This window comes from Lewinella sp. JB7 (assembly GCF_024297185.1).
Classification (GTDB): domain Bacteria; phylum Bacteroidota; class Bacteroidia; order Chitinophagales; family Saprospiraceae; genus Neolewinella.
Genome location: NZ_JANCTD010000004.1, coordinates 169,475 through 190,517, shown reverse-complemented (window position 1 = coordinate 190,517; position 21,043 = coordinate 169,475). Strand labels below are relative to the sequence as shown.

General features: G+C 61.8%; 18 protein-coding genes. 13 read left to right on the top strand and 5 right to left on the bottom strand.

Annotated features, from left to right (window positions below; genetic code table 11):
* The first annotated feature begins 16 nt into the window (after positions 1-16).
* Positions 17-928, top strand: a complete 912-nt coding sequence (locus NMA52_RS09015; protein ID WP_254827333.1) for an aldo/keto reductase family oxidoreductase — start codon at positions 17-19, stop codon at positions 926-928.
* Here NMA52_RS09015 and NMA52_RS09010 read toward each other — a convergent pair.
* Together NMA52_RS09010 and NMA52_RS09005 are read right to left on the bottom strand one after the other, a co-directional pair.
* Complete coding sequence (locus NMA52_RS09010; RefSeq protein WP_254827332.1) at positions 916-1,068, bottom strand: hypothetical protein; 153 nt, start codon at positions 1,066-1,068, stop codon at positions 916-918. The genes NMA52_RS09015 and NMA52_RS09010 overlap by 13 nt on opposite strands.
* Positions 1,069-1,128: 60 nt before the next feature.
* Positions 1,129-2,379: a metallophosphoesterase gene (locus NMA52_RS09005; RefSeq protein WP_254827331.1), complete on the bottom strand. Its 1,251-nt coding sequence runs from the start codon at positions 2,377-2,379 to the stop codon at positions 1,129-1,131.
* Positions 2,380-2,479: 100 nt separating this feature from the next.
* On the opposite strand from NMA52_RS09005, the gene NMA52_RS09000 reads away from it, so the two are divergent.
* Complete coding sequence (locus NMA52_RS09000) at positions 2,480-3,232, top strand: head GIN domain-containing protein (RefSeq protein ID WP_254827330.1); 753 nt, start codon at positions 2,480-2,482, stop codon at positions 3,230-3,232.
* Between the two features lie 8 nt (positions 3,233-3,240).
* On the opposite strand, the gene priA is transcribed toward NMA52_RS09000, so the two are convergent.
* On the bottom strand, positions 3,241-5,715 hold the full coding sequence (gene priA, locus NMA52_RS08995) for a primosomal protein N' (RefSeq protein WP_254827329.1): 2,475 nt from the start codon (positions 5,713-5,715) through the stop codon (positions 3,241-3,243).
* 122 nt (positions 5,716-5,837) lie between these two features.
* Between priA and NMA52_RS08990 the strand changes: the two genes are divergently transcribed.
* The 10 genes from NMA52_RS08990 (at position 5,838) to NMA52_RS08945 (ending at position 19,055) form a co-directional block, all read left to right on the top strand.
* Positions 5,838-6,341: a dihydrofolate reductase gene (locus NMA52_RS08990; RefSeq protein ID WP_254827328.1), complete on the top strand. Its 504-nt coding sequence runs from the start codon at positions 5,838-5,840 to the stop codon at positions 6,339-6,341.
* Positions 6,342-6,413: 72 nt separating this feature from the next.
* Entirely contained in the window at positions 6,414-7,757 is a 1,344-nt protein-coding gene (locus tag NMA52_RS08985; RefSeq protein WP_254827327.1) for a DUF2851 family protein, read from the top strand.
* A 95-nt stretch (positions 7,758-7,852) separates the two neighbouring features.
* The gene (gene mutS / locus NMA52_RS08980) at positions 7,853-10,468 is read left to right on the top strand and encodes a DNA mismatch repair protein MutS (protein WP_256534222.1); all 2,616 of its coding nucleotides are present in this window, start codon (positions 7,853-7,855) and stop codon (positions 10,466-10,468) included.
* 36 nt (positions 10,469-10,504) lie between these two features.
* Positions 10,505-11,950 (top strand): NAD(P)/FAD-dependent oxidoreductase, encoded by a 1,446-nt coding sequence (locus tag NMA52_RS08975; protein WP_254827325.1) that lies wholly within the window; start codon positions 10,505-10,507, stop codon positions 11,948-11,950.
* A gap of 104 nt (positions 11,951-12,054) precedes the next feature.
* Complete coding sequence (treZ, locus tag NMA52_RS08970; protein ID WP_254827324.1) at positions 12,055-13,833, top strand: malto-oligosyltrehalose trehalohydrolase; 1,779 nt, start codon at positions 12,055-12,057, stop codon at positions 13,831-13,833.
* A 12-nt stretch (positions 13,834-13,845) separates the two neighbouring features.
* Positions 13,846-16,155 (top strand): malto-oligosyltrehalose synthase, encoded by a 2,310-nt coding sequence (treY, locus tag NMA52_RS08965; protein ID WP_254827323.1) that lies wholly within the window; start codon positions 13,846-13,848, stop codon positions 16,153-16,155.
* A 90-nt stretch (positions 16,156-16,245) separates the two neighbouring features.
* Positions 16,246-16,881 (top strand): outer membrane beta-barrel protein, encoded by a 636-nt coding sequence (locus NMA52_RS08960; RefSeq protein ID WP_254827322.1) that lies wholly within the window; start codon positions 16,246-16,248, stop codon positions 16,879-16,881.
* A 136-nt stretch (positions 16,882-17,017) separates the two neighbouring features.
* Complete coding sequence (locus NMA52_RS08955; protein WP_254827321.1) at positions 17,018-17,533, top strand: RNA polymerase sigma factor; 516 nt, start codon at positions 17,018-17,020, stop codon at positions 17,531-17,533.
* Entirely contained in the window at positions 17,530-18,117 is a 588-nt protein-coding gene (locus NMA52_RS08950; protein ID WP_254827320.1) for a hypothetical protein, read from the top strand. Before NMA52_RS08955 ends, NMA52_RS08950 begins: the two co-directional genes overlap by 4 nt.
* Positions 18,118-18,128: 11 nt before the next feature.
* Positions 18,129-19,055 (top strand): hypothetical protein, encoded by a 927-nt coding sequence (locus NMA52_RS08945; protein WP_254827319.1) that lies wholly within the window; start codon positions 18,129-18,131, stop codon positions 19,053-19,055.
* Here the strand turns inward: NMA52_RS08945 and NMA52_RS08940 are convergent.
* Entirely contained in the window at positions 19,052-19,798 is a 747-nt protein-coding gene (locus NMA52_RS08940) for a DUF697 domain-containing protein (protein WP_254827318.1), read from the bottom strand. The two genes, NMA52_RS08945 and NMA52_RS08940, sit on opposite strands and share 4 nt — an antisense overlap.
* A gap of 109 nt (positions 19,799-19,907) precedes the next feature.
* Here NMA52_RS08940 and NMA52_RS08935 point away from each other — a divergent pair, with 109 nt between their 5' ends.
* Positions 19,908-20,201: a hypothetical protein gene (locus tag NMA52_RS08935; RefSeq protein WP_254827317.1), complete on the top strand. Its 294-nt coding sequence runs from the start codon at positions 19,908-19,910 to the stop codon at positions 20,199-20,201.
* Here the strand turns inward: NMA52_RS08935 and surE are convergent.
* On the bottom strand, positions 20,198-21,040 hold the full coding sequence (gene surE / locus NMA52_RS08930) for a 5'/3'-nucleotidase SurE (protein WP_254827316.1): 843 nt from the start codon (positions 21,038-21,040) through the stop codon (positions 20,198-20,200). The genes NMA52_RS08935 and surE overlap by 4 nt on opposite strands.
* Positions 21,041-21,043: the final 3 nt, after the last annotated feature.

Here is a 21,043-nt window from a genome sequence, read left to right as displayed (position 1 = left end):
TCGTAAAATTACGCCAATGAACGCAGCTCAACGTACCCTGAGTCCTGACGGACCGCAACTCTCCGAAATCGTCGCCGGCACCATGACCTGGGGCGAGTGGGGAGCCGATTACAATACCACTACCATTGCCGATCTGATCGGACACTGCCTCGATGTGGGGATCACCTCCTTCGACCACGCCGATATCTACGGAAGCTACACGACCGAGGAAGCCTTCGGCAAGGCGCTGCACCAGCACAGCTCCAGCGTCCGCGACCAGATACAGCTCGTGACTAAGTGCGGTATACAGCTCATCACTTCGCACCGCCCTAATACCCGCGTTGCCCACTACAACAGCAGTCGTAAGCACATCGTCGCCTCCGCCGAACGAAGCTTGCGCAATCTCTGGACCGATTACCTGGACTTACTCCTCATCCACCGGCCCGATCCGCTGATGGACCCCGCGGAGGTCGCGGCGGCCTTCGACGATCTGCGTACCAGCGGCAAGGTGCGCCACTTCGGGGTCAGCAACTTTACGCCCAGTCAGTTCGACCTGCTGCAGGGCCATACCGAGCTGGTGACCAACCAGGTCGAATGCCATCCCCTCCACACCGACCCGCTTTTCGACGGTACCTACGACCAGTGCCAGCGCCACAGTCTGCGCCCCATGGTCTGGAGCCCGCTCGGCGGCAGCGAATACTTCAAGGGGGAAGGAACGAAGGTGCTGCGGCTACGCGACAAGGTGAAGGAGATCGGCAAGGACCACGGGGTGACCGAGGACGTCGTACTGCTCGCCTGGTGCCGACAGCACCCGACGCGGCCGATCCCCGTCATTGGAACAACGAAGAAGGACAGGATCACGCAGTCGCTGCGCGCGCTCGACGTCGAGCTGGGGCGGCAGGAGTGGTTCGAGATCCTGGAGGCCGGGCGGGGGCATCAGGTGGCGTAGGGGTATCGCTCACTGCGTTCGCTGGTGGTCGCCGCCGGTGGGTGGTATCGCTCACTGCGTTCGCTGATGGTCGCCGCTGGCGGGTGGTATCGCTCACTGCGTTCGCTGATGGTCGCCCGGTGGCGGGTGGTATCGCTCACTGTGTTTGCTGGTGGTCGCCGCCGGTGGGTGGTAGCGTAAAGCGGTACTCGCCGGGAATGCTAGGAGAGGCCTTCGGCGGGAGTGGTGGCCCGGGTAAGGGTAAGCACGGTCACTTCGGGAAGGATGCCGACGCGGCCGGGATAACCGAGGAAGCCGAGGCCGCGATTGACGTAGAGGGACTGGGTACCTTTACGGTACAGTCCGGCCCACTGATCGTAAATGTACTGGGAAGGCGACCAACGGAACCCCGGGATCTCCACGCCGAACTGAAAACCGTGGGTGTGCCCGCTGAGGGTGAGGTCGATATCGGAATACTCGGGGCGGACGAGGGCATCCCAGCTGGTGGGGTCGTGGCTGAGCAGAACCTTACAGTCGCAGTCGTCAGTACCGGCGGCGGCCACGTCGAGGTGTCCGTACTTGGGGAACCGCATGACGGCCGACCAGTTCTCGATGCCGATCAGGGCCAGGCGGTGACCGTTAATATCGACCTTGCGGTGCTCGTCGCGCAGAAGATCCCAGCCGAGGCGGGCGTGAATGTCGTAGAGCTGGTCCATGTTCGCGGCCCGCGCGGCCTCGTCGGGCCACTGTACGTAGTCGCCGTAATCGTGGTTGCCGAGAACGCTGTAGACGCCGTACTTGCCCCGAATTTCCTTAAAGATATCCACGTACGGGAGCATCTCTTCGGCCTTGTTATTTACGAGGTCGCCGGTGAAGACGACGAGGTCCCCCGCTTCCTGATTGATCATGCGCACGGCGTCGTACAGGGGTTCGGTACGCGTCCAACTGCCGGAATGCATATCGCTGATCTGGACGATCTTGAGGCCCTCCAGGCCGGCGGGGAGATTGTTGACCGGCACGTCCACGGCGAACCGGCGGTAGCGGTACGCGTTGCGGACCATGCCGTACGTCAGGGTGACCAGGGGCACGCCACCGGCGACCAGGGCGGCCTTGCCGAGGAAGCGGCTGCGGGAAGTGTCGCGCTCCGTAACCGGGCTCACCTGGTTGAGGATCCAGCTCCCGCCCCGGCGCAGATCGTCAAAGAGCAGGAAAATCGCCACCGGTACCTTAGAAAAGTACAGGATGAACACCGCGGCCCGGGAGTAGGTCATGGCGGCGTTGGACCACCCCTCCGTCAGACCGAAAACGTTGAGGAAAACGTAGCTAAAGGATAACAGAGAAAGCCCCCAGTACACCAGATAGCCCGCGGTGCGGGCGCGCCGGCCGTACGTGCCAAGCCAGGTGCGGAGCGCCAGGAAGGCGTAACCGTCGAGGACGAGCATCAGGGCAAGAACAAAAAGCAGTCGTGACATGGTGGGACTAACGTTCTCCGGATAAAAAAGATGTTTCTACGGTGCAACCAATACCGCCCGTAGTCGTCCTTTGACACATAATCAACTAAACCGCTCTGACATGAGAATCCTATCCCTGTTCTTCCTTCTGTGTGCTACGCCATCCCTGTCCGCTCAGGTCGAAGTAAACAACGGCAGCTGGCTGGGCCGCTTCTCCGGCGACCGCGTTACGGGCAACGGCGACGTCATCACCCAGGAACGCGATCTGGACGGCTTCACCGCCATTAAGACCTGCTGTTCCTTTAAGGTGGAAGTCGCCCAGAACGACGACTTCGGCGTCCGCGTGGAGGCGGAAAGCAACCTTCAGGAGTTCATCGAGACCGAGGTGCGGGGCAAGACGCTCCACATCAAGTACAGCGATGACGCCAACTTCAAATCGACCGAAGACATTCTGGTGTTCGTATCCCTCCCCCTCCTCGAAGGCATCGACGCGTCCAGCAGCTCCCGGGTGCGGGGTACGACCCCCTTCCGCGGCAAGGACCTCGACCTTGACGTGAGCAGTTCGGCCAACATCACGGTCGAGTTCTCCGGCGATCGCGTAAACCTCGACGCCAGCAGTTCGGGTAAGATCGAAGTCCGGGGTGCGGCCAGCCGGGTCACCGCCGATGCCAGCAGCGCCAGCAACATCGACGCCGCCGATCTGCGCGCCGAAGACGGCGTGGCCGACGTCAGCAGCGCCGCCAGCATCAAAATTCACACGACCAAGACGCTGCGGGCGGACGCCAGCTCGGCCGGCTCCGTGCACTACTCCGGGAACCCCGGCGACGTAATCACCGATACGAGCAGTGCCGGGCGGGTCCGCAGTTCGAACTAAGGGTCCGTTCAGTAAGGATCCACGTCGATGACCACCCGGACGCCGGTGAGGCCGGGGGTCTGGGCCAGCTTATCGGTGGCCCGCTGAATAATTTGCTTGACCCGCCGCATCTCCTCCGCGCTCGGAGGGAAACGCACGACCATATCCTGCAAGTAATAGGTGCGTAGGCGCGCTACCGCGGGCTCGAAGGGCCCCTCGAGTTGGTCGCCCAGGGCGTGGGATAGCCAGGTGCCCATCAGTTTGGCCCCTTCCTCCACGGTATGGCGACGAGTATGCCGGAGCTGTAGCCGGATCATCTTGCGGTAGGGAGGGAAGTGAAGTCCCGCCCGGTTACTGGCTTCGCGACCGATGAAGTTATCGTAGTCTCCCGCGAGCACGTCGGTCAGGACCGGATGGCTGCCCTCGTGCGCCTGGATGATCACCTTACCCCGACGGTCGCGGCGCCCGGCCCGACCGGCCACCTGGAGCATGAGCTGAAAGGCCCGCTCGTCGGCCCGGAAATCCGGAAACCGCAGCAACTGGTCGGCACTGATCACTCCCACTAGACCGACGCGGTCGAAGTCGAGTCCCTTGGTTACCATCTGGGTGCCGACCAGGATGTCGAGTTCGCCGATCTCGAACTGCTCGATGAGTTTCCCGAGGGCGTGCTTGCCGCGGGTCGTATCCAGGTCCATACGTGCGATGCGGGCCTCAGGCAGGAATATCTTCAGTTCGTCCTCGATCTTTTCCGTACCGGTGCCGCTGAGCTTGAGTTGTAGTTCTCCGCAGGCCGGACACATTTCCGGCGGGGCGGTGACGTAGCCGCAGCAGTGACAGCGCAGCCGGTGCTGATATTTGTGGAAGGTGAGACTCACGTCACAGTTCACGCACTGGACCGTGTACTCACAGGTCGGACAGAAGTACACCGGCGCGAATCCCCGACGGTTCTGGAACAGGATGACCTGCTCGCCGCGCTCGATCGTCCGGCGCATTTCGTCTAGCAGGGTAGGGGTGAAAAAGGGGTGGTGCGTTCCCTTCTCGTCCGTCTCCCGGCTGTCGGCTACTACGATCTCGGGCAGGGCGGTGCCGCCGTAGCGTTCGGTCATCCGGACCAGCCCGTACTTACCGCTGGCCGCGTTCTCCCAACTTTCGAGGCTCGGCGTGGCACTACCGAGAACGGCGCGGGCTCCGTGTTGGTGGGCCAGGTACATGGCCACGTCGCGCCCGTTGTAGCGCGGACTCGGGTCGTGCTGCTTAAAGGAGGGGTCGTGTTCTTCGTCGACCACCACGAGGCCCAGGTTGGTAAAGGGCAGAAAGAGCGCCGAGCGCGGCCCGACAACGGAGGTCTTTCCGGCGAGCACCGTTTTCCAGATCTCGACCCGTTCCATATTGTTCAGGCGGCTGTGGTAGACCATGATCCGGTCGCCCAGTACGCGCTGCAGCCGTTTAATGATCTGCCCCGTCAGGGCAATCTCCGGCAGGAGATACAGTACCTGACGGTCGGCAGCAATGACCTCCTGCATCAGTTCCAGGTACACGCGGGTCTTGCCGCTGCTCGTGACGCCGTGGATGAGGGCTGGTTTGCCGCTGGCATGGCACCCGCGCACCGCCGCCAAAGCTTCCCGCTGTTGCGGACTCAGTTCGCCGGCCTCGGCCGTGGCCTCCTCGCCCCCGATCCGGCTGATTTCCCGGTCGTAGAACTCGAATATCTCCTTCTTGACCATGGCCTTGATGACGGCGTCCGAAGCGCCCGTGCGCTTACTCAGATCGGACCGCCGCACGTAGGGCTGGGTGCGACTGTACTGCATGTACTCCAGGAGTACGGCGGTCTGTTTTTCCGAGCGGGCCACCTTGTCGAAGGCGGCAATGCGTTCGGCTTCCGTGCGGCACTGGGGTCCGAAGCGCACGCATTTGACCTCCAGGGGTTTGTAGCGGTCGGTCATCTCCTCCTTGGGAAAGATGACGTGGCGGTCCAACAGTCCGCGAATGACGGGATACACGGTTTTGCGCTGCAGAATGTCGCGGATGTCCTTCAGCGAAAGTTCCGACTGCAGGGTGAGGGCTTCTACAATCAGGTATTCGTCTTCGTTCAGTTCCGTAATGTCGTCGCTGAACATGGGTCCCAGAGTGATGATCGTCTCGCTGGCCATTTTGAGGTGACTGGGTAGGCCGGCGGCCATCACCTCGCCGAGGGTGCAGCAGTAATACTCGGCCATCCAGTCCCAGAGCTGCAACTGCCGCGGGGTGAGCAGGGGCTCGAGGTCGATGACGCTGAGAATGGGCTTTGTCTTAAAGGCGGGGCGCTCGCCGTGCAGCCGGCGGATGATGCCCGCGTAATGCTTGTTCTTACTGAACTGTACTTCTACCCGCTGACCTTCCCGCAGCTGGCCCACGAATTCCTCGGGTACCGCGTAGGTGTAGGTGCGGGCGAGGGAAAGGGGGAGAATGACGTCGGCGTACACCGTGCCCCGGGCCGTCACATTTTCGGTATTCGTTCGCGTCAACGGATTTAACATAATTTGTTGCAAATATACGTTGGTTCTTTCCCTTTCCGGCATTTTGCGTTCCCGCGCTTACATTTGGGCGGGAACGCAGGAGCGATGCCGTTCCCGAAATACCCGTCCCCATGAAGCTTTCCGCCATCGTCGCTACCGACCGCCAAAATACCATCGGCAAGAACGGGGAAATCCCGTGGTACCTGCCCGCCGACCTGCGCTACTTCAAGCGAATGACCCTCGGCCACCCGGTCGTGATGGGGCGCAAGACCTTTCGCAGCATCGGCGTCCCCCTGCCCGGCCGCACTAACATCGTACTGACCCGCGACCCCTACTTCACCGCCTCCGGCGTAGTGGTGGTACATAGCGTACGCGAGGCGCTGGCGCACCCGGCGGTGACCGAGGCCGAGGAGACCTTCATCGTGGGCGGCGGCGACATCTACTCCGCCGCACTCCCCCTGACGACCACCGTCTACCGGACTATCGTGGCGGCGAATATTCCCGACGGCGACGCCTTCTTTCCCGAGCTCCCCGCCGACGAGTGGCGGGAGGTATGGAGCGAGGCCCACCGGCCCGATAAGCGGAACGAACTGGCCTACCGGTTTTCACGGCTGGAACGGATCGCGACAAAATAAATAAACAAAAAGTTGCATTTTTCGACCGATGACACGTAATTGCGAACAATATGTTGGTAAATTACCAAAACCGTGAAAGAAGACTTTCTCCACTACCTATGGCGGCTGGCCCGCTTTGATCTGCGCGACCTCCGAACCACTGAGGGACACCCGATCACCATTCAACAATTCGGCATCCACAACACGGACGCCGGGCCGGACTTTGACGATGCTCGTATCCGGATCGACGGACTGCAGTGGGCCGGCAAGGTAGAGATGCACCTCCGGAGCGGCGAGTGGTACGATCACGGCCATGATGCCGACCCGGCCTACGACGGCGTGATCCTGCACGTGGTGATGGAGGAGGACCGACCGGTGTTCCGGAGCGACGGGAGCCGTATCCCGTGCCTCGAGCTCCGGGAGCGCATTCCCGCCGGAGCCCGGATCAGCTACCGGCGGCTGATGCACAACGAATACTGGGTGCCGTGTCAGACCCAGTTGCCGTTCGTTGACCGGCCGCTGCGTTCGCTGTGGCTTCAGCGAGTGCTGGCCGAGCGACTCACCCGTCGCGGGGAAGCGTACGCCGCTACGCTCGCCGGCTGCGGCCGGGATTGGGAGGAAGCCTTTTTTCGCTCGCTGGCCCGGGCACTGGGGGGAAAGGTGAACGGGCAGGCTATGGAAACGCTGGCCGCTTCCCTGCCCCTGCGCGTCGTACTACGTCACCAGCACAGTTTACTCCAGTTGGAAGCACTGTTATTCGGGCAGTCCGGACTGCTGCCCGAACCGGAGCCGGAGGAAGCGAGCTACGTGAAGCAGTTGCGGCGGGAATATGCCCTATTGCGGGTCAAGTATGATCTGCGTCCCCTGCCGGTCACCAGCTGGCGCTTTCTGCGGATGCGGCCCAACAACTTCCCTACGGTGCGGATCGCCCAACTGGCCTGCCTTTACCACCGCAGCGGACAACTCTTCGGAAAAGCGCTGGCGGCGGCCGGCACGACTGAATTGCGCAATATGTTCAGCGTAAGTCTGAGCAACTACTGGCGAATCCATTACCGCTTCGGAAAGACGGCGGAACGTAGCGAGCGCCGCCTGGGGGGACAGGCCATTCAATCGATACTGATCAATGCCGTCGCGCCGGCCTTTTTTACGTACGGGCGGCTGCGCGCGGACGATCGTTACCGGGATCGCGCGGTAGAATTACTGGAATCCCTACCCGCGGAAAAGAATAGTGTGATCAGCAAATGGCGCGCATTAGGCTGGTCGGCCGCCTCGGCCGGGGAGAGTCAGGCCCTGCTGGAGCTTCGCGACAACTACTGTAACAACAGCCGCTGTACCAGCTGCGCCGTCGGTTGCCGGATCCTGGGTCGTACCGATCCCGGAGAGCCAACTTTGCTGAATGTTCACGAGGCTGAACGAGTGTACCGACTGGTGGGGTAGGGCGGGGCGGCCTGCGTGCTTTTCTTACCTTCGCCCTTCCGTAAAACTCCTTCCCTCCCGTGGCTAAAAGCAAGTCGAAAAAGGTGACGCCCCTCATGGCGCAGTACAACCAGGTGAAAGCCAAGCACCCGGATGCCCTGCTTCTCTACCGGGTAGGGGATTTCTACGAAACCTTCGGGGAAGATGCCGTCAAAGCCGCCCAGGTGCTGGGCATCACGTTGACCAGTCGCAACAACGGCGGTAGCGACGTGGAACTAGCGGGTTTTCCCTACCACAGCGTGGATATGTACCTGCCCCGACTGGTGCGTGCCGGCTACCGGGTCGCCATCTGTGAGCAACTCGAGAAACCCTCGAAGGATAAGAAGATCGTGAAGCGGGGAGTGACCGAGATCGTCACTCCCGGACTGGCCGTCGACGACCAGCTGCTCGAGCACAAGAGCAACAACTTCCTGGCATGCGTGGCCTTCGGGCGGGGAAAAAAGGACCCGTGCGGACTCAGCCTCCTCGACCTGAGTACCGGGGAGTTTCTCGTAGCGGAGGGCCCGGAAGACTACATCGACAAACTGTTACAGAGCTTCCAGCCTAAGGAAGTCGTGGTCGGAAAGGACAAGCGGAAGGAATTCGAGCGGGTGTTCGGTGACCGCTTCTACCTCACCCCCCTGGACGAGTGGATCTTCACGACGGACTATACCGATGAGAAACTCCTCAAACAGTTTCAGGCCGCGAGCCTCAAGGGGTTCGGTGTGGAGGACCTGCGCGTGGCCCGCATCGCCGCCGGCGCTGCCCTGCACTACCTGGAAACTACCGAGAACCGTAATCTGCGCCACATCACGCGCATCGGCCGCCTGGCCAGCGATCGCTACGTCTGGCTGGATCGCTTCACCATCCGGAACCTGGAACTGATCTTCAGTCCGCACGAGCATGGCGTCGCGTTGGTCGATATTCTCGACCAGACGGTCACGCCCATGGGGGGGCGACTGCTGCGGAAGTGGGTGGTCCTGCCGTTGAAGGACATGCAGGACATCCGGGGCCGCCACGAGGCCGTGCGGACCTTCGTCGGGGAGCCCGCGCTGTTGCAGGACCTCAACGCCTCCCTGAAAAAGATCGGCGACGTGGAACGCCTCATCTCCAAGGTGCCGCTGGGCAAGGTGAATCCCCGTGAAATCCGGGCTCTGAGCGACGCCCTCTGTGCCATGGGACCCATCCGCGAACTCCTGCGGGCCTCTTCCAGCCCGGTCCTGCGGACACTGGCCGGCAGTCTGGACCCCCTGCCGGACGTGTGCCAGGAAATCGAACGGCGCATCCGCCCGGAGCCGGCGGTAAACCTGGCCAAGGGCGGGGTGATCGCCGATGGCTTCGACGAGGAGCTCGACGAACTGCGCGACATTACCCGCAACAGTAAAAATCGACTGGCGGCCATCCAGCAGCGGGAAGTAGAACGGACGGGTATCAGCAGCCTGAAGATCGGCTTCAATAACGTCTTCGGGTACTACCTCGAAGTGACCAATAAGTACAAGAAGGACGTTCCGGCGGAGTGGACGCGTAAACAGACCCTGACCAGCGCCGAGCGCTACATCACCGAGGAACTGAAACTGCTGGAGGACAAGATTCTGAACGCCGAGGATAAGATCCTGCAACGGGAGGAAATCCTGTACGAGGAACTGGTGATGTGGCTGCTGGACTACATCGCCCCGGTACAACGCAATGCCGCGCTGCTGGCCCGCATGGACTGCCTGCTGTCCTTCGCCAAGGTGGCGAATCGCAATCGCTACGTAGAACCGGAGATGGACGAAAGCCAGGACATCGACATCGAACAGGGACGCCATCCGGTCATTGAACGACAACTGGAAGTCGGAGAACAGTACGTACCCAACGACACGAAGCTCGATCCCGACGAGCAGCAGATCATGATGATCACCGGCCCCAATATGGCGGGTAAATCGGCGCTCCTACGACAGACCGCGCTTATCTGTCTGCTGGCGCAGATGGGAAGCTTCGTGCCGGCCGACCGGGCTCGTATCGGGATTGTAGACCGGGTATTCACCCGCGTCGGTGCCAGCGACAACATCAGCAGCGGGGAGTCGACCTTCATGGTGGAGATGAACGAGACGGCCTCGATCATGAACAACATTACCGACCGCAGCCTCATTCTGCTGGATGAAATCGGCCGGGGTACGAGCACCTTCGACGGCATTTCCATCGCCTGGGCCATTGCCGAGTACCTCCACAACAACGGTCGGGCCCGCCCCAAGACCCTCTTCGCCACCCACTACCACGAACTGAACGAACTGGCGGGGAGCCTGAGCCGCATCCACAACTACTCCATCGCCATTAAGGAGCACGGCAACCGCATCATCTTCCTGCGCAAACTGGTGCCGGGGGGCAGCCAGCACAGTTTCGGTATTCACGTCGCCCAGATGGCCGGTATGCCGGCGTCGATCGTAGCGCGGGCCGGGGACATCCTGGCGCAGCTCGAACAGCAACACCTGACTGAGGCCTACGATCCGGAAGAGGGACAACCGGTGGCGCGCCCCGCCGCGACGGATCGACTCAGCGCCGAGGCCATGCAACTCAGCATTTTCGAAACGAGCGACCCTACGGCTGGCCGACTGCGGGCCGTACTCGACAACGTGAGCATTAACAACATGACGCCCATCGAGTGCATGATGAAGCTGCAGGAGCTGAAGGAGATCGCGGAGGCCGCCGGATAAAGCAAACAATCGCGTGGATCGACCGCTTTGGACGGTATGGCAAATTACACACACGATTTAATCGTAATCGGCGCCGGCTCCGGCGGACTAGGCGCGGCGGGCTTCGGCGGCGCGATCGGACTCAACGTAGCGCTGATTGACCGTACGGAAAAGGATTACGGCGGTGAATGCCTCAACTACGGCTGCGTACCCAGTAAGGCCCTCCTACACGTAGCGGCTCAGTTCGCCGGTGCCCGGGAGGCGGAGAAATTCGGACTACGGACGGAGGGGAAGGCGGACTTAAAACGGGTCATGCAGTACATCCACGAACGGCAGGACATCATCCGGCAGCGGGAATCGCCGGATTACCTGAGGGACGAATACGGTCTCGATTGCATCATCGGGGAGGCGATGCTGACCGGTGAGCGGGAAGTGACCGTCAGCGGCCGAAAGCTGAGCGCCCCCCGCATCGTACTGGCCACCGGATCCCGACCCCGTCACCTCCAAGTGCCCGGCAGCGAGCAAGTGAAGCAGTACGACAACGAGTCGGTATTCTCCGAATTGCACGAACTCCCCGAGCGACTGCTCATCGTCGGCGGCGGGCCCAACGCCTGTGAAATGGCCCAGGCGTTCCGGCGACTGGGCAGCGAGGTCACCCTGCTAAACCGGGGAGAACGGATCCTGAAAAATGACCCCGCGCCCGCCGCCGAAGTGCTCCAAGAGAAACTGCTGGCGGAGGGCGTGACGATCTATAACCGTACGGAAGTCGGTAAATTCACGAACGGGGGCACGGCTGTCCTGGCCGGTGAAGGGGCTCCGGAGAAGGAAATAGCCTTCACCCACCTCATCGTAGCCATCGGCCGCCAGGTGCGTACCGAAGGGCTCGGGCTGGAACTGGCCGGCGTGCACACCCAGGACGGCAACATCGTCGTCGATGCATATTACCGGACCTCCAATAAGGCCATTTACGTAGTTGGAGATGCCTACGGCCGCGAGATGTTCAGCCACGGCGCGGAAAAGCACAATACCGACCTGTGGACCAACTTCCTGAGCCCCATCGACCGCAAGCATAAACTGCAGCACTTCAGTTGGGTGACCTTCACCGACCCGGAGGTGGCAACCTTCGGGTATACTGCCCAACAGTTGGAGGAGGAGGGCATCGATTACGAAACCGTGCAGCAGTCCTTCGAGCACGACGACCGGGCGGTGGCCGCCGATTACCGTTCGTCCGTCCTGATCCTTTACCTGGATAAGTCCACCTTCGGCAGTAGCAAGGTGCTCGGCGGAACCATGGCCGCCCCCGGGGCCGGCGAAATGATCCAGGAACTGCTGCTGCTGAATATGCTCGAGCTGGACTACGGTAAATTGACTAACAAGATCTACGCCTACCCGGTCGGCAGTCGCATCAACCAAAAACCGGCCCGGGATCGCGCGCAGAAGCGGTTGCTCTCCTCCCTGAGTAAACGCGCGTTACAGCTCGCGTACCGCCTGCAAAACCGCTAGCCCCATCGTCCGGTGGGGATAATTATTTACCGTTGCGGTGAACTAGTCGTTAGCCGGGAAGGATAGGGTAGTGGGCCCTGGCGAACGGACCCTACCACGAATCTATGACTGAATTTTCTGCTTTTTCCTACCTCTCCCTGGGTGCCCTGCCGGCCGGCGACGACGGCAAACGACGCTTTCGCGTGTGGGCGCCCGCCGCGAAGAATCTGCAATTGGCCCTGTTCCGGGAAGCCGAGCCGACGGTACACGACCTGCAACCCGAGGGGCACGGATACCTTATATCCGAGCCGGTCACTGCTCCGGCGGGTACGCGGTACGGCTTCTACCGCAACGGAAAACGCGACAAACTGTATCCCGATCCCGCCAGCCGCTACCAACCCGACGGCGTGCACGGCCCGAGTGAAGTTGTTGATCTGTCTCCGCCGGTGGTCACCAACTGGAGGGGCCGTCGCCTGCCGGGTAGCGTAATCTACGAACTGCACGTAGGCACCTTTACGCAGGAAGGCACCTTTCGCGCCGCGATTGGGCGCCTCGATTATCTGCGCGACCTCGGCGTAAACGTCCTGGAGATTATGCCGCTGAACCAAACCCCCGGCGACCGCAACTGGGGCTACGACGGCGTGCTGCCCTTTGCCCTCTTTCGGGCCTACGGACGACCGGAGGATTTCCGTGATTTCATCGCGGCCGCCCATCACCGGGGCATCGCCGTACTGGTGGACGTCATCTACAATCACCTCGGCCCCGAAGGGAACTACCTGCCCCAGTTCTTTCCGGTCTTCACCGAACAGCACCATACCCCCTGGGGGGCGGCCATCAACTTCGATGACCGACAGGCCGACGGAGTAAGGAACTACTGGCTGCAGAACGTACGTCTGTGGCTCGAGGAATACGGCGCCGACGGACTCCGCATCGACGCCGTACACGCCATCAAGGACTACTCCGCCGAGCACTTTCTGGAGTCGCTGTCCCGCGAAGCCGACGCCATCGGTCGCCGCCAGGACCGGGACATCATACTGATCGCCGAGTGTGACCTTAACGCTCCCCGCTACATACTGCCCCGCGACCACGGCGGATACGGTATGAGCGGTCAGTGGGTGGATGAGTTCCACCATGCCCTCCACGGCATCGTCACGGGAGAAACCCGGGGCTATTACGAAGATTTCGGAACCGTGGAACACCTCGCCCGCGCCCTCCGGAACGGCTACGTGTACACCGGGCAGTATTCCGTGCACCGCCAACGAAACTTCGGGGTGCCGCCCCGCGCCGACCTGTACCCCGCCCAGTTCGTCGTCTTCCTGCAAAACCACGATCAGGTCGGCAACCGCATGATCGGCGACCGGCTCATCGAGAATGTTTCCGAAGACAAGTACCTCCTGGCCGCCGCTACATACCTGCTGTCCCCCTTCACCCCCCTCATCTTCATGGGAGAGGAATACGGCGAACGCAACCCCTTCCCCTACTTCGTGCACCACGGCGACGAAGCACTGATCGAGGCGGTCCGCAAGGGACGCGCCGCGGAATTCGCCGCCTTCCAGCACGACGGGCACACCGTACCCGACCCCCAGGCCGAGGAGACCTTCCGTTCCGCCAAGCTCAGCTGGCGGGAAAATCCCCGTATTGCCCGCCTTTACCGGGAAGCTTTGCACCTGCGCGCCGCCGCCCCTACCGACTTTTCCTTCGCGGACATCTCCGTCGACCAGGCCGGCCCGCTCATCACCTGGACCGTCACGGGAAGCCCCCACCTGCACTGCGCCAATTTCGGCAACGAACCCCTCAGCGTGGAGGTAGCCGGTGAGGTCCTGTTACACACCAACGGAGCCTCCCGTACCGCAGCCCTGCTGCAACTCCCCCCCTGGGGCTTTGCTACCCTCGCTACTTCCTGACCCAACCTGACCATGACCACCTACCGCATTCAGTTTCACGCCGGCTTCACCGTCCCCGATCTGCTGGAAATCCTCGATTACCTACACGACCTCGGTATCGATACCGTATACGGAAGCCCCGTACTGACCGCTAACCGCGGCAGTAACCACGGGTACGACGTGACCGATCCCCACCACCTCAATCCGGAGGTAACCAGCGAAGCGGACTGGCAGCGTCTGCACGAAGCACTCCGCCAACGGGGTATGCAGTACATGCAGGATATCGTCCCCAACCACACGGCCCTGAGCCCCGAGAACGTCTGGTTCGCCACCGTAGTGGGCGACGGTCCGGACGGGCGCTACGCCGGGCACTTCGACATCGACTGGGAACACCCCCGCCTCCCCGGAAAAATGATGCTGCCCGTACTCGGCGACGCGCCCGACAAGGTGCGGGAGGGAGGCGAACTGACCACTTACCGGGGGGGCATGAAGATCTACGATAAGCACTGGGAAGCGCCCGCTGCCGACCGTGATGCCCCGGCCGGGGAGGTTGCCTACGTGGAGCCCGTGCACTGGCAGTCGGTCACCGACTTCATCAACTACCGCCGCTTCTTCACGGTCAACGAACTGATCGGGATGCGCACCGAGGACCGGCAGGTGTACGAGGACCTGCACGCGCGTACCTTCGCGGACGTAAAGAAGGGGTACATCCACCATCTGCGGGTAGACCACGTTGATGGATTGCTGGACCCTACCACCTACCTACAGCGGCTGCGCGAATCCGTGGGCCCCAGGGTGGGCATCTACGTCGAAAAGATCCTGGAACCCGGTGAGCAGTTGCCGGAATCCTGGCCCGTGGACGGAACGACCGGCTACGATTTTCTGGCGGAAGTCAATCGTCTGCTGACCAACGAAGACAGCAACAATCAATTCAGCGACCTGTACGAGGAGCTGACCGGAGAGGAATTGCCGGATTACCAACATCTCGTATTCCGCAATAAACTCATGCTGGTCCGGGAACACTTCAGCGGAGAGCTGGACAACTTGGTCCGCCGCTGGCATCCACTGCTCACGGACGAACTGCGCGCCAACTTCCGCGACACCCTCGCCCACTGGCTGGCGGCTTTCCCCGTATACCGCATCTACCCGGGCGGCGGACCGCTCACCGACCACGAGCTCGCCCTGTGCATGGAGGCCGCTACGGTAGTGACCGAGTTCGCTCCGGAAATGGGACGCCCGGTCCTGGCCTTCGTCAACTGGCTGGCGCACCAGGACTTTGATGGGCAGGCGCTCGAATACCTCCAACGTACCCAGCAACTCAGCGGACCCCTGATGGCCAAGGGCGTTGAGGACACGACCTTCTATCAGTTCTGGCGGCAGGCTCACCTCAATGAGGTAGGTGGATCCGCGGCCCCTGAAGATCGGGTGCCGGTGCGGGACTTCCACCGGTTCATTCTCGGCCGGCGGTCGACGACGATGAACGCAACGGCCACCCACGATACGAAGCGGGGGGAAGACGGTCGGGCCTTTCTGCAGGCGCTCACCTTCTATCCGCAGGAGTGGGAAGCCTTCGTGCAGTCGACCATGAAGTCCCTCGACCTCAGTACCGTACGTCCCCGGGGACTGTACCTCGTACTCCAGAGCCTGATCGCGGGTTACCCCCTGCACAAATCGGCCGAGACGGCCGGACTGCGGGATCGCCTCCACGCCTACCTGGAAAAAGCCCTGCGGGAAGGGAAGGAAATGAGCGACTGGGCCGAGCCGGACCTGGACTACGAGCAACGATTGAAGGATCTAGCCGATCGGATCCTGGACGATCGGGAGCACCGCAACGCCCTCGAACAATTGCTGCGCAAGATCTGGCCGCAAACGCGCCACAACAGCTTCGCCCAGGTGATCCTGAAGTGTACCGTACCTGGCAATCCCGATATCTATCAGGGTACCGAAAGCTGGGACCTCAGTTTCGTGGACCCCGACAACCGCCGCCCGGTGGACTACGGGCAACGGGCCGAATGGCTGCAGCGGGAACCGGCGGACAAGTACGATCCCGCCCGCAAGGCCCGCCTCCTGCAACGCCTTCTGCACCTGCGGCGCGACCACCCGACTTTCTTCACGTCCGCCGACTACCAGCCGCTGCCGGAGGGGGATGAGGTGCTCGCCTTCCGCCGCAGTCACGCGGGGCGGCAGTTGATCGTCAAGATCGCTAAACGGGCGGGGACGCGGGTCCAACGACCGGAAGATCAGCACCTTCACCGCGTCGTTACGGACGAGTACGGGGACGGACTGGGTGTGTGGTTCGGAGAGGTCGCGGAAGCAGCGGTGAAAAATGGCAACAAAGCCTGATCCCGGACAATAGATTAAGCGAGTCTTAACAAGCCCGGTACAATCGGCGGGCCGCTTTGATCGCTTTAGTCATAACCAACCCACACCAAGATGCTTAACCGACACGTATTTATTCTGCCTCTGTTACTGTGCAGCCTCTGCTCCTTCGCCCAGATCGAACTGGGGCTGAAAGCCGGCCTGTCGACCGAATCCCTGCAGGGGGAACAGTTCGGCATCGACCGCGATGGTCGCGACGATCTGATGCTCGCCCTGCAGGATGCCGACTACGGGTTCCAGTTCGGAGCCCTCTTGCGGTTGCCACTGGGCGAAAAGCTCACCCTGCAGCCGGAAGTGACCTTCAACAGTGCGAAGAACAACTATACCTTCAGCGACGGAGCGCCGGAGCCCACTCAGGTGGTGTTCGAGGAGCGGTACAACGATCTGAACGTTCCCGTTCTACTGAGCTATAAAGTAGCGTTCCTACGCCTGCACGCGGGTCCGGTAGGACACTTCTTCCTGAGCGAGACGAGCGATCTTGGTAGCCAGTACGGCCTAGAGCGTACGTTCGAGACGTTCAACCTGGGGTACGCCCTGGGGGGCTCGGTCGACATCGGACCACTTACCGTCGACGTGCGCTACGACGGCAACTTCGCCAAGTACGGGGAGACCTTCACCTGGCAGGGCGATGAGTACCGGATGGACCAGGCCCCCAAGCGCTGGATCGGCAGCGTAGCCTACCGCTTCTAGAAAACCGCTTTTTTGCCGAAGGGCGGGCCGGGGCAACCAACCCCGGCCCGCCGGCGGGGCTCCCTTCTCCAGAGCCCATTGTATTATGATCGGACAACCGAAAATCCGGGAACCCATTTCAACTCCCCCCGCGCGGATGACGGAAGCAGAACTCATCGCCGCCTGCCGCCGGCAGGACCGCCGCGCGCAGAAAGAACTCTACGACCGGTACAGCCGCGCCATGTACACGGCCTGCTACCGCATTTGCGGTGATTTTGATCTCGCGAACGACGCCCTGCAGGAAGGCTTCCTTAAGGTGTTCCAGAAACTGCACACCTTCCGCGGGGAATCCACCATCGGCGCGTGGATGAAGGTCGTCATCGTACGTACCGCCCTTAACCGGCTGCGTCGCCAGCCCCGCTACGAGGAGCTACCGCTGCACCACGCCGAGGAAGAGATCGACTGGGGGCATTCCGACCTGGACGTGGAATACCTCGAGCACGCCATCCGCCGGCTACCCGACGGATACCGCTCCGTATTCGTGCTGATCGAAGTGGAAGGATACAAACACCAGGAAGTGGCCGATCTGCTCGGCATTACCGTCGGTACCAGCAAAAGTCAGCTCTTCTACGCCAAGAAGAAACTGCGGGAATTCCTAAAGGCCTACGTATGAAAGAGAAGCACTACGACCGGCTGCGCGAAGCCCTCGACCGGCTACCTACCTACGACGCGCCCTCCGGCAGCTGGCAAAGGATCAGCCGCTCCCTCGACCCGTCCGTCAAGCTCGGCGACCGCCTGCCGACCTACGCCCCCCCGGCCGACGTATGGAATGCCGTGAGCCGTGACCTGGCCGCCAGCCCGCGGCAAGCCGGAAGCGTCCTTCGCCTGCACCGTACCCGAATTGCCGCGGCCGCGGCGGTGATCCTGCTGGTCGTGGCTCTGGGCATCGGACTATCCGACCGCGACCCGGGGCCGCGAATCACGTACGCCTACGCCCAGGAACCGGCCCCCCAGGAAGTACGGGCCGACTGGGACGACGACGAAGCCAGTTTCGACCGGGTCCGCCAGCAAGTCGCCCAACGCAACGAACCCCGCCTCAATAACCTCGGCCACGAACTGAACGAACTGACCTCCGCGCGGGAGGAGGTCAAGGCCATGCTGGTGGCTTACGGAGACGACCCGGCCGTCGTGCAACAACTAGCCGAGATCGAACGGGAACGCGACGACGTCTACCGCCGCATCATCGTCGAACTCTAAATACACTTTTGATGTACCACCCGATCGGTTTGCTCCTCCTGCTGAGTTTGCTCGGCTCCCGCGCCCGCGCCCAAACGGACGTACGGGAAGTCGTGACCAAAACCATCGAGGATACCTACGCCTACAGCGCCGGCAGCGAGCTGGCCGTAGAGGGGGAAAAAGCCGAAATATTCGTCGAAACCTGGGCGCAGCAGAAAATCAGTGTGCGCGTGGTTATGGCCGCCCGCCACCCGCAGCTGGAACGTGCCAAGGCGGAACTCGAAAATTTGGAGTTCATCACCGAAGTGGCCGGCAAGAAGATATTCCTGAAGAACCGCCGCCGCGACGCGACGGTACAGCCCGAAAGCGAGCTTACGGTAGCGTACTACATCACCCTGCCGGAAGAATGCCCGGTATATCTGAAGAGCCACTTCGGCGGTGCCACCATCAGTAATCTGCGCAACCGCTTACGGATCAATGGGGAGTTTTCGGCCATCAACATCGATAACGTGCAGGGGTTGCTCGACATCCGTACCCGCTTCGGGGACATCGTGGGAGAAAAGATCGACGGCAACGTGGTGATCAACGCCCGCCGCTCGGACATCAGTCTGCTCGATGTAGGGGGCACCTTCACCATCAACGCCCAGTACGGCGAGCTGAAACTGAGCCCCAACGTGAATATGCGCGACCTGCGCGTGAATGCCGATAAAAGCGACGTGTACATCTACGAACCCGTCGGGGGAGAAGGGCTGGCTTACGAACTTTCCAGCAACAACGGGGAGATGAATCTGCCGGATAATCTGCGGCTCACCGAACTGGAGCGAACCAGTGAGTGGCGGCGTATCCAGATCATGCCGAATGCGGAGCGCAGCGGCACGATCTCGGCCAGCGTAACGTTCGGAAACCTCTATCTGGCCAAGCAGCAACGGGCGCTGGAGGCGCGGCCCACGCGCTTCTAACTGCCGATGATGCGCCGCTTCATGGCCTGAAATTCTTCCTCCGTAATGACGTTCTGGGCCTTCATCTCGGCCAGTTCGCGAATGCGGCGGATGTTATCCTCCGCCTCGGTGCTTGTTTCCGTTTTCTTAGCGGTAGCAGCGGCGGCGGGTGGGGGAGTGGTCGTAGCGTCGGGGCGGGGAGCCGGGGGCGGGGGCACGATGTCTTCCGCCTTCTCCTGTTTCCACTGCTTGGCGACGTCCTTGCCCTTCTCGAATTTCTCGTTGTACATCTTCTTCAGCCGTTCGGTGTCGAAGTCGAGGAAAGTGCCGCCCGTACCGAAATGCTTTTTGAAGACCTCCCCGAGGGCGTAGGTGCTGGCGCCGTTGAGGATGGCGGTGGTGACGCCGCCGATCACCGTGCCGACGCCGGGAATCAGCTTGATGAGGCTACGCGCGCCGGCCTTGGTCATGGCGCTCGTGGTGAGGGAGGTAACCAGTGCCTTACCCTGGGTTTCGGCGAAGTCGATGCCGTACACCCGGCAGAGCTGGCGGATCATGTCGAGCTGAAGCGCGGATACGGCAAATACATCCGCGATCGGTAGCGGTACGATGTAGCTGGCTCCCATGCTCCAGATCACGTGGTTTCGGATAACCGTACTGGCGTGGGCGTCCTTATCGGTGGTGTTCTCGGGATTCATGATGGAATCTTTAAGCGTCTTTTTGGCGTAGTCGGTGATCTTCTTGCGCATGATCGGTAAACGCACGGTGAAAGCCTAAGTTAACGACTCACGACCAATCATCGACCGACGGTAGCCGCCGGCGGATGAACGACGGCGGGTGCCCGGTCGTTAGTAGCTGCAAACCCCGCACCGCATGATCCCCCGCAACGATCACTTCTGGATCGGCCTGGCCGTCTCCGTATTCGTCACCGTCGTCGCTTACGCCCTCTTCCTCCAACTGGGCGACTACTTCTCGGCGGGCACCGGACGCAGCGTGGTCTTCCGGCCCCGCACGCTGGCCCTACTGGCCATCTGTCTTAACGTATTGCCCATGAACGTATTCCGCCGCACTTACCGCGTACGCAGCATGAAGGGCCTGATGGTGGGCGTCATGGCGCTGGCGGTCGCCTGGTTCGTGTATTACGGGCAGGATCTGCTGAACGGCTAAAACTGCTCGAGGCGCTGCCGGGCCACTTCCTCCTCTTCCGCTTCAGAAGTAACCCCTTCCGGTTGAAGACTGCCCTCGATGATCCGCAGACTCTCAAAGGCCCGGTGGTTGGTAAGGTCGTGGACGCTCGGGACCAGGGATACGTACCCGTGTTCCAGGGCGTAGGCATCGGTATCGGTGCGTTCGTCTTCATTCACGAAGCGCCCGGTGAGCCAGTAGTAGGGGCGGCCGCGCGGGTCCTCGCTGCGGGTATATTCCTCGACCCAGCGGGCTTCCGCCTGGCGGCAGACCCGAAGGCCCCGGATCTGATCGGCGGGCAGGTCGGGGATGTTGACGTTGAACAGGCTACCGTCGGCCATCCCGTTCGTGAGCACGAAGTCGACCAGGTGGCGGACGTAGGGCAGGCAGGCGCTGAAGTCGGCGTCGGCCCGGTAGTTGAGGAAGCTGAAGCCAATACTCGGTATCCCCTCCAGGCTGGCCTCCATGGCGGCCGAGAGCGTACCGGAGTACAGAATGTTGATGGCGGCGTTGCTGCCGTGATTGATGCCCGACAGGCAGAGGTCGGGGGTACGCCCGGCCAGCAGGACGCTCTTGGCCAGCTTTACGCAATCGACGGGGGTACCGCTGCATTCGTAGGCTTCCACGTCGGGCCCGAGGGCTTCACTTTCCCGGACGAACACCGGCACGCTGATGGTGATGGCGTGCCCCTGGGCCGACTGGGGGCTATCGGGCGCGACGACGAGCACGTCACCGAATTCCTGGGCTACTTTGACCAGTGCGGCGATGCCACCGGCCGTGATACCGTCGTCGTTCGTTACTAAGATGAGGGGTCGGGACATATG

What these genes read in the sequence shown, in the direction of transcription:
- NMA52_RS08945 (WP_254827319.1), top strand. Translation starts at nt 18,129, where the DNA reads ATGTACCACCCGATCGGTTTGCTCCTCCTGCTGAGTTTGCTCGGCTCC.
- NMA52_RS09005 (WP_254827331.1), bottom strand. Translation starts at nt 2,379, where the DNA reads ATGTCACGACTGCTTTTTGTTCTTGCCCTGATGCTCGTCCTCGACGGT.
- NMA52_RS08950 (WP_254827320.1), top strand. Translation starts at nt 17,530, where the DNA reads ATGAAAGAGAAGCACTACGACCGGCTGCGCGAAGCCCTCGACCGGCTA.
- NMA52_RS08990 (WP_254827328.1), top strand. Translation starts at nt 5,838, where the DNA reads ATGAAGCTTTCCGCCATCGTCGCTACCGACCGCCAAAATACCATCGGC.
- NMA52_RS09015 (WP_254827333.1), top strand. Translation starts at nt 17, where the DNA reads ATGAACGCAGCTCAACGTACCCTGAGTCCTGACGGACCGCAACTCTCC.
- NMA52_RS08935 (WP_254827317.1), top strand. Translation starts at nt 19,908, where the DNA reads ATGATCCCCCGCAACGATCACTTCTGGATCGGCCTGGCCGTCTCCGTA.
- NMA52_RS08960 (WP_254827322.1), top strand. Translation starts at nt 16,246, where the DNA reads ATGCTTAACCGACACGTATTTATTCTGCCTCTGTTACTGTGCAGCCTC.
- NMA52_RS08955 (WP_254827321.1), top strand. Translation starts at nt 17,018, where the DNA reads ATGACGGAAGCAGAACTCATCGCCGCCTGCCGCCGGCAGGACCGCCGC.
- NMA52_RS08975 (WP_254827325.1), top strand. Translation starts at nt 10,505, where the DNA reads ATGGCAAATTACACACACGATTTAATCGTAATCGGCGCCGGCTCCGGC.
- mutS (WP_256534222.1), top strand. Translation starts at nt 7,853, where the DNA reads ATGGCGCAGTACAACCAGGTGAAAGCCAAGCACCCGGATGCCCTGCTT.
- treZ (WP_254827324.1), top strand. Translation starts at nt 12,055, where the DNA reads ATGACTGAATTTTCTGCTTTTTCCTACCTCTCCCTGGGTGCCCTGCCG.
- surE (WP_254827316.1), bottom strand. Translation starts at nt 21,040, where the DNA reads ATGTCCCGACCCCTCATCTTAGTAACGAACGACGACGGTATCACGGCC.
- NMA52_RS09000 (WP_254827330.1), top strand. Translation starts at nt 2,480, where the DNA reads ATGAGAATCCTATCCCTGTTCTTCCTTCTGTGTGCTACGCCATCCCTG.
- treY (WP_254827323.1), top strand. Translation starts at nt 13,846, where the DNA reads ATGACCACCTACCGCATTCAGTTTCACGCCGGCTTCACCGTCCCCGAT.